Origin of the sequence: Caldicellulosiruptor sp. DIB 104C (assembly GCF_028198085.1) — a bacterium.
GTDB classification, from domain to species: Bacteria; Bacillota; Thermoanaerobacteria; order Caldicellulosiruptorales; family Caldicellulosiruptoraceae; genus Caldicellulosiruptor; species Caldicellulosiruptor saccharolyticus.
The window spans coordinates 160411-172589 of record NZ_CP116337.1 but is presented as its reverse complement, the minus strand read 5'-3'; the positions used below and the strand labels follow the sequence as shown (position 1 = coordinate 172589).

Genomic DNA, 12179 nt, shown 5'->3' with positions numbered 1-12179 from the left:
ATGATTACATAAAAAAGATTTTGCTGCGAAAGGAGAATTCAGCTTGAGAAAGCTTCCCAAAAAGCAAGCTATATTTTTGCCAGATGAGTGGAATATAATAGAAGAGGGATTTTACCCTGAAAAGAATTTTATGCTTGAGACCATATTTACAGTTGCAAATGGATATTTAGGCCTGAGAGGGAACTTGGATGAAGATTTTCCTGACAAAACCCAGAGCTTTAAAGCAACATATATAAACGGCTTTTATGAAGAGTATGATATAACTTATCCAGAGGGTGGATATGGATTTGCAAAGCGTGGCGAGGCAATGGTAAATGTGGCTGATGTAAAGACATTTGAAATAACAATTGATGGTGAAAAATTTAATCTATTCAGTGGAAAAATTGACAAACATGTGAGAAAACTTGATATGAGAAAAGGAACGTTTATGCGCAAGATAATCTGGGAATCTAACAGCGGCAAGAAAATTTATATCATATTTGAGCGGCTTGCATGTTTTAAAAGGCAGCATTTGGGAGCAATTAATATTAGAATAAAACCTCTCAATTTTTCTGGCAGAATAAAGATTGTAAGTAAAATAGATGGAAACTCTTCAAATCTGATTGAAACAGAAGATGTGAGGGTTGGTTCTGGAATAGAAAAATTTCCTTTTGAAACAATTAAGGCTTACTGTGATAAACTTAATGGTTTTTTGATGCAGAAAACTAAAAAGAGTAGACTCTCGTATGGCTGCATGGTAGATCATGTTTTGAGCATCAAAGAATTTTTCTGCAAATCTTTTGCCGACAAAGAGAAAAATCTTGTCATATTTGAAATTGAATTTGATGTTAAACAAGATATGGAATATAGCATGACAAAATATTTTTCATATTTCACACAAAGAGATGTTGAAGAAGATTTGATTGAAGAGCTCTGTGCTGCTGAAATACTTGAGACAAAAAAGATTGGGTTTGAAAACCTTTTGAAAGAACAAAGAGAATTTTTGGAAACCTTTTGGGAAAACGCTGATGTTGTAGTAAAAGGAGATTCCAACATTCAGCAAGCTATAAGATTTAGTCTATTTTCGCTACTTCAATCAACAGGTAGAAACGGTATTTCAAACATTGCTGCAAAAGGCTTAACTGGAGAAGGCTACGGTGGACATTATTTTTGGGATTCTGAAATTTATATAATGCCGTTTTTTATTTACACGCATCCAGAAATTGCAAGAATGCTTTTAATACACCGCTACAATCTATTAGATGCAGCAAGACAAAGAGCAGAAGAACTTCATCATCGTGGTGCCCTTTATCCATGGCGAACAATTGCTGGTAAAGAGTGTTCAGCTTACTTTCCAGCCGGAACTGCGCAATATCATATAAACGCTGATATTGTCTATGCCATTAAAAAGTACTTTGAAGCAACAGATGACCTTGACTTTATTAAAAACTATGGTGCAGAGATTGTATTTGAATCAGCAAGATTCTATGCAGACTTAGGGCACTTCAGTGAAGAAAAGGATGGGAAGTTTTGCATCTTTTGTGTAACAGGCCCTGATGAATATACAGCGCTTGTTGACAACAATGCTTATACAAACTACATGGTTCAAATGAATTTGGAATTTGCGGCAAGGTTATATAATCTACTGAAAGAAACAGATAAAGAAGCCTGTGAAAGACTTTGTAACAAGCTCAAACTGTCAGATGAAGAAATTGAACTCTGGAAAAAAATAGCTGATAACATGTACCTGCCGTACAATGCTAAGCTCAAGATAATTCCCCAGGATGATTCATTTATCTATAAAAAGAAACTTGATCTGTCTAAAATACCAGAAGATCAGTTTCCTTTACTGCTGCACTGGCATTATTTGGATATTTACAGGTATCAGATTTGCAAACAGCCAGATGTATTGCTACTCATATACCTTTTGAGAGAGAAGTTCAGTTATGAAGATTTGAAAAATAATTATGAATACTATGAACCAATAACCACACATGATTCTTCTCTCTCACCTGCCATCTTTAGTATACTGGCTGTAGAGCTAAATCTTCTGGAAAAAGCCTATGAATACTTTAGATACACTGCAAGAATGGATCTTGATGATTTGAATGACAATACAAAAGACGGAATTCATGCAGCTTGTATGGGCGGAGCTTGGCAAGCTTTGGTATTTGGTTTTGGTGGCATGAGAACAGGAAATGGTCTACTTTCGTTTTCTCCAAGGCTTCCCAAAGACATTGATTATATTTCATTTAAGGTCAAATACAAAGGATGTACTATAAAAGTAGAAATAACCAAAAATAAGGCAATTTATACACTCTTGGCTGGTGAAGCTATCCTACTTTCTCATTATTCCCAAACTTTTGAGCTTAAAAGTGGGCAAGCAAAGGAATTTGTAATTGAGACATAGGAATTAAAAAATTGCCTTTACAAACAACTTAAGGCTGTTTGGGGCATACTCAAAAAAAACCCATACAGCCTTAATGTTTTTAGAAACCAAAATACAACACACAGTTAGCGCAGCCTTGCAGTTGACTCTCTTTTGACAAGCTCTGGTTCTAAAACAATATGATTTATGGGCTGTTTCGAAATTAGATTCAAAAGCAAATAGAAAGCTGACTTTCCCATCTCGGATTTATTCTGCCTTATTGTTGTAAGTGTAGGTGTTATATACCTTGCAATAGAAATATCATCAAATCCAACAATGGATACTTTTGCAGGCACATCAACTCCAAGGTCCTTAAACCTCTTTATAAGCCCTATTGCCATCATATCAGATGCAGCAAAAACTGCAGTGACACCTTTTTCTAAAAAGTAATCCGCTGCTTTATATCCACTTTCTTCCGTAAAATCACCTTCGACAATGAGTTCATTGTCTATGCTAATCCCATTTTTGCTCAAGGCCAAAATATAGCCATTCAGTCTTTCCTGGCTTACATATGCTTTCTTATGTCCATTTAAAAATCCTATCCTTCTGTGTCCAAGATGGATAAGGTGTTCTGTTGCAATTTGTGCACCTTTGAGATTATTAGTAGTCACATACCCAATATTTGAGTTTTTAATAGGAATATCAAGCAGAACAACTGGATAGGTACTTTTTTGTATTTCATTTAGATATTCATCATCAGTTTTTAGTCCCATTACAAAAGCACCCTCAAGTTGCTTTTCTTGCATAACTGTGTCAAAGTGAACTTTCTTTTGCTCTTCTGAAGTAGTCGACAAGAGCACGACCTCATAACCATTGTCCATAGCAGCTTTCCTAAAACTTGTAAGTATCTCATAATAAAACACTCCATATATTCCTTCTCTTTCTAAATCCTCTATGAAAAGTCCTACTCGCTTTGTCTTGCTTGTCACAAGCCCTTTTGCAAAGATATTTGGAACATAGTTTAATTTTTTCGCCATTTCAATAACTTTGTCTCTAGTCTCTGGACTTATATCTGAATAGTTATTAAGTGCTCTTGATACAGTACTTGGTGAAATACCCAAAGCCTTTGCAATATCTTTTATTGTCACATTTTTGCTCTTTCTCATTATTTTTCTCCCTCTGTTTTTGAAATGTTTTACTAAAACTTTAAAATAAATTATACACTGTTCTTCTCGATAAATTCAATATCTTTGTTACTCTTTTAACCCTGACGTTACAATACCTTTTACGAAATATTTCTGAAAAAGCACAAAAACTATTATAGTGGGCAAAGATAGCAAAATTGCGCCAGCCAAAACTTGGTTCCAAAATTGATAATATTGACCATAGAAAGAGTTAAGCCCAACAGGCAAGGTATAGAGCTCTTCTGAAGATGCTATAATACTTGGCCACATAAAGCTGTTCCAATTACCAACAAAAATAAATATTGCTTGAGTAGCCAAGGCAGGCAGGGAAAGTGGCAAAAATATTTTAAAGAATATCCCAAAACGAGACAGTCCATCAATAAGTGCTGCTTCTTCTAAGTCTTTTGGTATTGTCAAGAAATACTGTCTCATAAAGAATATATAAAATGCACTGACAAGCCACGGGATAATTAATCCTTTGTATGAATCAATCCACCCAAGTCTATTTAATATAAGGTAAATCGGTATTAAAAGAACCTGACCTGGTATCATCATTGTGCCGATTATCACGTAAAACACAACCTTTTTAAAAGGAAAATCAAGTCTTGCAAGAGCATATGCTGCCATTGAGTTAAACAAGATATTTCCGGTTGTTACAGCTACTGCCACAACAAAACTGTTAAAAAGCCATCTTAAAAATGGAAATTCATGTGTGATATATCTGTATGAATCAAAAGTAAGCTTGCTAAAATCAATAGAAAATTTTGTAACATCTTCAACAGGCTTTAATGATGTGATGACTGCGATAAGGTAAGGAATTAGAGTTACCAATGCCCAGAGTATGCATATGGAATAGAAAACTATTTTTACTCCAATCCCATACGTATTTCTTCTACCCCACATTTTCTTCAGCTCCTCTATTTTTTAATATGACATCTCTTCACCAAAGAATTTCCTTTGAATTAACGTTAGAATAAAAATAATTCCAAACACAATAAACGCCATTGCTGATGCAACGCCCATGTTAAACTCTTTGAAAGCTGTTCTATAAATCATAACAACCATTGTCATTGCTTTCCCCATCGGTCCTCCATCAGAACCACCAATTATGTAAGAGAGGTCAAACATCTGCAGTGTGCTTATAAAAGATACAACTGTGTTGAAAAATATCATAGGCTTTAAAAGTGGTATTGTGATTTTAATTAGCTTTGTAAACTCTCCAGCACCTTCAACCTCAGCAGCTTCGTAAAGCTGGTCAGGAATTGTAGAAAGTCCTGATAAAAATGTAACCATGTAAAAACCGACAGAACCCCACACAGCTACACTGACAATTGCAGGCATTACAAATGAAGGCTCATTGAACCAGTTTCGTGGTGTTATACCTATATGGCTTAAAATCTGATTCACTAAACCATCTGTCTTGTACAAAAACAAAAATATTATTGATACAGCAACAGGGGAGGTAACCGTTGGAAGATAGTAGGTGGTTCTGAAAAAGTCTTTGAACTTTACCTTGTCATTTACTATCACAGCTAAAATTAAAGCGATAATTAGCTGGGTTGGAACCACCAAAATTGAATAGTAAAAAGTGTTCACAATCGAGTCTAAAAACATCTTATTTGTCAAGGCTTCTTTGTAATTTAAAAGTCCAACAAATTTGGGCGGTATATCTCCCAAAAACGAAAATTCCTGAAAGCTTATTATAAACGCTTTTGCCAAGGGATAAGCGAAAAACATGAAAAATGATATAATGTATGGCAGAAGCATCACAAATGCAGTGAAATACTCTTGAACTTTTGTTTTATTTTTCATTTTTTATTCACATCCCCCTATAACTTACAATCATATCTTTATAAAGTAAGGCAGGGACTAAAGCCTGCCTTACCATGTGTCACTCTTTAAAGCTTTTTTATTTCATAATTTGCTTTACTCTCTCTTCTATGTTCTTTTTTAGGTCATACTTTTTACCAATAACGTAATCTTCAAATGCTTTGTTGAATACATCCACAACTTTTGTACCATCCAGACCATAGAAGTAAACTTGTGCATACTTTGCACCATCAACAAGTGCTTTTCTCTCTGGATAAGTTTTAGCAAAGTTCACACCTGCGCTTTTTAATGAAGGAAGTGCCAAACCTGCTTCAACAACAAACTTCTGTCCGCCCTCACCAGTCAAAAATCTTATAAGCTTGAACGCCTCCGGCTTGTGCTTTGAATTTTTGCTCATCACATACGCAACAGTAAATGCCATTGTTGACTTGCCAGCAGGTCCTGCAGGTAGCTCTGCAATACCATATGAGTCTTTTGGAATTTTTCTTTCGTTCAAAAATGGAATCATCCAGCCACCTTCAATTGTCATAGCAGCTTTTTTGTCTGCAAACGCATCTCCTACCCAGCCAGCACCTAAGTCCTTTGGAGTTTTACAAATTCCTTCTTTGAAAAGGTCAAGTGCAAATTTAAAGCCTTCCAGAGCTTTCGGGTCAGTAAAAACTGGCTTTGTGCCATCAAATACCTTACCACCGTTTTGATATGCAAAAGGTTGAATTCTTGCAAGCTCAAGATTCATTGTAAGACCTACAACCTTGCCTGTTGTAAGTTTCTTAGCATAATCCTTTAGCTCCTGCCATGTCCTTGGTGGACGAGTTAAACCTGCTTGTTTGAACATCTCTTTGTTGTAGAACAAGACCAATGTATTGTAGTCTTTTGGAAGACCATATACTTTACCCTTGTAGATAAATGGCTGTAAAAGTGATGATTCATATCCAATTGTCTTTACATTGTATTTTTTCATCCAATAATCAAGCGGTTCTAAAACACCCTTTGCAATATACTGCCATGCTGGCATTGAATCCATGTAAAAGATATCAGGCTCTGTCTTCGATGCCATAAGCAGTTGCATCTTCTGGTTATAGTCACCGACAATTTCAGTAATTCTCACATCAACATTTGGATATAACTTTTTGAATGCTGCAATTTGGTTTTGGACAATCTTCTTCTCAGCAGGGGAAGACGCCCACGCACCAAGCTTTAATGTAATTTTTGATGTAGCATAAGCGCTCTTTTGTGAAACCACAAGCCCAACACTAAAGGAGACAACAAATACTAAAATAAGTAAACCTGCTAACAACCTTTTCATAAAATCAAACCTCCTTTGAAATTGCTTAAATATTTTCGGAAATGTTTTCGACAATTTTATTATACAACAAGTTATTATTTTTGTCTATACTTATCTTAAAAAATTTTTGTTTTTTGTTTATATATTATAAACTATTTTGCTACAGTTCCAAGACAGCTTTAACCTTCATCGAAACTTTTTTCGAAAAAAATCCCCTGTGAAAAGCACTCATCTTTGCTTTTCACAAGGAAAGCTGCTTATATGATAGCTTCTTGTCCCTTAATTTTTAGCTTTACATTTCCTTTTTCAACCCTTTTTTTGACCTCGACATTATCCTTTGTAATTTTAAAGTCCAAAAGGTTTCCTTTCCACCAAATGCTGAACTTCAAGCTTTCCCATTTTTCAGGAAGCCATGGATTGACACTCAGAACGTCATCTTTTTCTATGCTTATGCCACCAAACCCAAATACTAAAGCTTGCCATGTACCACCAAGTGAGGCAGCATGAATACCTAAATGAGTATTCCCTTGGTTGTCTTCAAGATCTGTCAAAGCTGTTCGCATAAAGTTGATATATGCTCTGTTTGTCTCACCAACTCTGACACCCATCAAAGCATATATGCTTGGACTCAAAGACGATTTGTGCATAGTTCTCTTCTCATAGTAGTCGTAATTTATTTTCTTTGTTTGATCATCAAATTCTTCACCGAACAGGTAAAGAAGCATTACAACATCTGCCTGTTTTATTAGCTGGTAGTTATTCAGCTTGTCAAGTTCTACGCCCTCTGGCCAGACTGGCATATTGTTCTGGTCGTATTCTTTTATAACAAAATCTTTTAGGTTGAAATACCCTTCAAACTGTTCAATTAGTTTCTTGTCGGAATGGTATGGTATATAAATCTTTGAAGCTATCTCTTGCCATACAAAAGGTTCTTCATCAGATAGGTTTATCTTTTTGGATAACTTCTCAAAATACTTTGGATATTTTTCTCTAAGCAGATTGCAGAGTTCTGATGCTTTGAGTAAATTCCACTTAGCAAGATAGTTTGTGTATGCGTTGTTATTGCAGTGTTCGTGGAATTCATCAGGGCCTATAACATCGTTTATTTCATACCTACCTTTTTCCTTGTTGTATTTACAGATTGACGCCCAAAACCTTGCTGTCTCAATTATAATCTCTGAACCGTAATTTAAAAGGAAATCTATATCATCAGTTGCGCGCACATAATTCATAACTGCATATGCAATATCAGCAGAGATGTGATATTCTATATCACCAGTCCATATCCTCACTGGATTTCCGAGGTAGTCATATCCCCACTTTGGTGTTTCTTCTTCGCCTGTATCTGCACTCTCCCATGGAAATTGAGCACCTTTGTAGCCATTTTTTCTTGCATTTTCTCTTGCTGCATCAAGCAGGTTGTATCTGTACATAAGCATCGCTTTAGCTGCTGCAGGGTTTGTGTAGATATAAAACGGAAGCATAAATATTTCAGTATCCCAAAAAACATGTCCTTTGTAACCTTCACCATGAAGTCCCTTTGCACCAAGGCTTACATGTTCATCTTCTGGATTTGCCATGCTAATCAGATGAAAGATATTGAACTTTACACTTTTGTTGGCAACTTCATCTCCAACTATATCAATATTGGCAACATCCCAAAGTCTTTTATACTCTTCTATATGCTCAGAAAATAACTTTTGAACGCCCTTCTCTCTAAATTCTTTTAATTTATTCTTTGAGCTTTCAAAAATGTTATTTGTTTTCTCCCTTGAAGAAACCAATACGCTTAGCTTTTCAATTTCATATCTATTTCCTTCTTTTGCTTCAACCTCAAGATTTTCTGTAATAATGCCTCCTAAATCCTTCGTAAACCTATTAAAAGAACATCCCTGACCATCTAATAAAACTTCCGTAGAGCTTGCTATCCCAACTTTATATTTTCTGTCCTTTGTTGTAACGCCAAGATATATGCCAGTTGCGAAGTCTTCTTTTTCATCTATATCATAATGCTTTACCCTATCGTTTGGTACATCCTTAGAATTCATAGTAGTTGCGTCAATGAAACTTTCAACATTTAAAACTGCTGAATAATTTTCACACACAACATCGTACTTTTGAACAATTAGATTCTTATTATTCATACTTACAAAGCGAAATCCTTCTATCGTGGTAATTCTCCCTTTGACATCTTTTAGTCTTAATTTTCTATACAAAATACCCTGTTTTAAGTCCAAAACTCTTTTAAATTCAAGTATCTCACATTTCAAGGGGTTCAAAAACTCCCTATTGATATATATCCTAAGACCAATTGGATTTGGAAGGTTAACAAGCTCTGTGACTTGTGCAGTTGATTTATCAAAAACACCAGCAATGTAAGTTCCAGGAGTTTCTTCACAAAAAACTTCCTCGTTAATTCCTCTTATCCCTATGTAGCCATTTGTAAGTGCAAAACATGTTTCAAATTTGCCAGAAGCTTCTAATTTATCCTGCTCAATTAGCCATTCACGTTCTGATAATTTCATGTACAAAAACCTCCTAAACTATTTTAAAAACCTTTTCGTAAAGATTTTCAAGAAGTTCTATTGTAACCCTGTCCAATCTGTCAACTATAAAGTGAGCGTTTTTCAGTCTTTCAAACTGACCATCTCTGCAAACCCCAATTGTAAGCATTCCAGCAGAAATCCCTGCCTTGATACCGTCTATTGCATCTTCAAAAACAACACATTCTCTTGGATTTACATTCAGCTTTTGTGCAGCGGTCAAAAATACCTCAGGGTCAGGTTTGCCCTTTTTGAAATCATAGCCTGTTACAATTGTATCAAACATCTTATCAATACCAAGTTTTGTTAGGATTTTGCTTGTATTTTTGCTTGACGATGCAACAGCAAGTTTTACTGAGTTTTGCTTAAAATACTGCAAAATCCAAATTGCATCCTCAAACGCTTCTAAACTGTCAGTTTCGACAAGCTCTAAAAAATATCTCTGCTTTTCCTCTGCCATAGAAATAAGCTGGTCTTCAGGAAGATTTCCAACAATACTTTTTATTCCATCCATCCTCGGCTTCCCATCTACTTTTTGTTTGTAATCTTCATATTCAAATTTGTATCCATGATTATTGAACATTTTTTTCCATGCTTTGAAATGAAGCCTTACAGTGTCAGTCAAAACCCCGTCCATGTCGAAAATTGCTGCTTTAATCTTCCCCATAAAATAGCAGGCCCCTTTACTAAAATAGTTTTATACAACTATTATAAAATTTTTTCGAATTGTTTTCAATATCGTTTTCGGTTATTTTCGAAGAATACTTTCGTATTTCCTAATTGAAAGAAGAAATTCAGATAAGTTTGGTTCTATTAAATAAAACGAAGTGTCAGCGCTGAAAATAAGCCAGAATGAGTAGCTTTAGTTAGAAAGGACTGCAGATATCGTTGAAAAAAGCAAAAAGGAGCCATCTTGTATATAACCAATTTGTTAAATTTTTAACGATTAAGAGTGAAACAAAAAATCCGGCAGCCACCTACTTTCCCGTGCCGTCTCCAGCACAGTATCATCGGCGTTGCGAGGCTTAACTTCCGTGTTCGGAATGGGAACGGGTGTTACCCTCGCTCTTTCGCCACCGGATTTGTTTCCTTCTCTATTCTCATCATTCTCTTGCTTTTCAGCAGCCTCGCAAGTGAATAGGGTAAGACCGGTGTCAATCGGTCAAGCTCCTCGGGTCATTAGTACCGCCTTGCTCAACGCCTCACAGCGCTTACACATGCGGCCTATCTACCTGGTAGTCTACCAGGACCCTTACCACCTCTTCGGTGTGGGGTATCTCATCTTGGGGTGGGCTTCACGCTTAGATGCTTTCAGCGTTTATCCCATCCGGACTTGGCTTCCCAGCCGTGCCCCTGGCGGAACAACTGGTAAACCAGCGGTCCGTCCAACCCGGTCCTCTCGTACTAGGGTCAGCTCCCCTCAAATACCCTGCGCCCGCGGCGGATAAGGACCGAACTGTCTCACGACGTTCTGAACCCAGCTCACGTACCGCTTTAATGGGCGAACAGCCCAACCCTTGGGACCTACTTCAGCCCCAGGATGCGATGAGCCGACATCGAGGTGCCAAACCTCCCCGTCGATGTGGACTCTCGGGGGAGATCAGCCTGTTATCCCCGGGGTAACTTTTATCCGTTGAGCGACGGCTCTCCCACTTGATACCGCCGGATCACTAAGCCCGACTTTCGTCCCTGCTCGACCTGTCGGTCTCACAGTCAAGCCACCTTACCGCCTTTGCACTCCTACCGCACGATTTCCATCCGTGCTGAGGTGACCTTTGGGCGCCTCCGTTACCCTTTAGGAGGCGACCGCCCCAGTCAAACTGCCCACCTGGCAGTGTCCCATCACTCGGTTCAGAGTGTCTGGTTAGTGCCCCAGTGCACCCAGAGTGGTATCCCACCGCCGGCTCCAGGGAAGCTGGCGCCTCCCCTTCTCTGCCTCCCACCTATCCTGTACAGAGCACACCAGAACACAGTGCCAGGCTGCAGTAAAGCTCCACGGGGTCTTTCTGTCCAACCGCGGGTAACCAGCGTCTTCACTGGTACCACAATTTCGCCGGGCACACCGCCAAGACAGCGCCCAAGTCGTTACGCCATTCGTGCGGGTCGGAACTTACCCGACAAGGAATTTCGCTACCTTAGGACCGTTATAGTTACGGCCGCCGTTCACTGGGGCTTCGGTTCGGAGCTTTCCACCCCTCCCCTTAACCTTCCAGCACCGGGCAGGCGTCAGCCCCTATACCTCGCCTTTCGGCTTCGCAGAGACCTGTGTTTTTGATAAACAGTCGCTTGGGCCTATTCCCTGCGACCCTGAGCTCTTCACCCAGGGCACCCCTTCTCCCAAAGTTACGGGGTCAGTTTGCCGAGTTCCTTAGCGGTGCTTCACCCGTCCGTCTGTGGATACTCTCCTCGCCCACCTGTGTCGGTTTCCAGTACGGGCACCTGCCTTCGCCTACGCGACGCTTTTCTTGGCAGTGTGAAGCGCGGCACTTCGCCTACTATAACTTCGGCTCCCCATCACGGCTCACGGTTGTATGGGCGTGCGGATTTGCCTACACACCCCCGCTCGCCGCTTGGCCGGGGTCAACCAACACCCCGGTTGCCTGCTCCTCCTGCGTCCCGCCCCGTAGGTTAACCTCCGGCAGGTGGCTCAGGAATATCAACCTGATACCCATCAGCTACGCCTTCCGGCCTCGCCTTAGGCCCCGGCTAACTCTGGGCGGATTCGCCTTCCCCAGAAAACCTTGGGCTTCCGACGGGCAGGCTTCCCACCTGCCTCGCGCTACTTATTCCGGCATTCTCACTTCTGCCTCGTCCACCCTGGCTTTCGCCTTGGGCTTCTCCCTGCCGCAGAACGCTCCCCTACCGCTTAAAGCCGATTACCTCGGCTTTAAACCCGATCTTCGGTGTGTGGCTTGAAGCCCCGAGTATTTTCGGCGCCCAGCCGCTCGACCAGTGAGCTGTTACGCACTCTTTAAAGGAATGGCTGCTTC

The 12179-nt window shown here is 39.2% G+C and carries 7 protein-coding genes and 2 rRNA genes (1 of these 9 running past the window's edge); 1 reads left to right on the top strand and 8 read right to left on the bottom strand.

Features of this window, described 5'->3' with window-relative positions:
* Nucleotides 1-43 precede the first annotated feature (43 nt).
* On the top strand, nucleotides 44-2389 hold the full coding sequence (locus PGC14_RS00715) for a glycoside hydrolase family 65 protein (protein ID WP_271629266.1): 2346 nt from the start codon (nucleotides 44-46) through the stop codon (nucleotides 2387-2389).
* A gap of 104 nt (nucleotides 2390-2493) precedes the next feature.
* Here PGC14_RS00715 and PGC14_RS00710 read toward each other — a convergent pair whose 3' ends face one another.
* The 8 genes from PGC14_RS00710 to PGC14_RS00675 all read right to left on the bottom strand — a co-directional run.
* A complete protein-coding gene (locus tag PGC14_RS00710) occupies nucleotides 2494-3513 on the bottom strand; it encodes a LacI family DNA-binding transcriptional regulator (RefSeq protein ID WP_271629265.1) in 1020 nt (339 codons plus the stop codon).
* A gap of 87 nt (nucleotides 3514-3600) precedes the next feature.
* Nucleotides 3601-4434 (bottom strand): carbohydrate ABC transporter permease, encoded by an 834-nt coding sequence (locus tag PGC14_RS00705; RefSeq protein WP_271629264.1) that lies wholly within the window; start codon nucleotides 4432-4434, stop codon nucleotides 3601-3603.
* Nucleotides 4435-4455: 21 nt separating this feature from the next.
* Nucleotides 4456-5343, bottom strand: a complete 888-nt coding sequence (locus PGC14_RS00700; RefSeq protein ID WP_271629263.1) for a carbohydrate ABC transporter permease — start codon at nucleotides 5341-5343, stop codon at nucleotides 4456-4458.
* 97 nt (nucleotides 5344-5440) lie between these two features.
* A complete protein-coding gene (locus PGC14_RS00695) occupies nucleotides 5441-6667 on the bottom strand; it encodes an ABC transporter substrate-binding protein (RefSeq protein ID WP_271629262.1) in 1227 nt (408 codons plus the stop codon).
* 236 nt (nucleotides 6668-6903) lie between these two features.
* Nucleotides 6904-9171, bottom strand: a complete 2268-nt coding sequence (locus PGC14_RS00690) for a glycoside hydrolase family 65 protein (RefSeq protein ID WP_271629261.1) — start codon at nucleotides 9169-9171, stop codon at nucleotides 6904-6906.
* 13 nt (nucleotides 9172-9184) lie between these two features.
* Complete coding sequence (locus PGC14_RS00685) at nucleotides 9185-9856, bottom strand: HAD family hydrolase (RefSeq protein WP_039763649.1); 672 nt, start codon at nucleotides 9854-9856, stop codon at nucleotides 9185-9187.
* 297 nt (nucleotides 9857-10153) lie between these two features.
* Nucleotides 10154-10270 (bottom strand): 5S ribosomal RNA (rrf, locus tag PGC14_RS00680).
* 77 nt (nucleotides 10271-10347) lie between these two features.
* Nucleotides 10348-12179 (bottom strand): 23S ribosomal RNA (locus PGC14_RS00675) (it continues 1130 nt past the right edge of the window).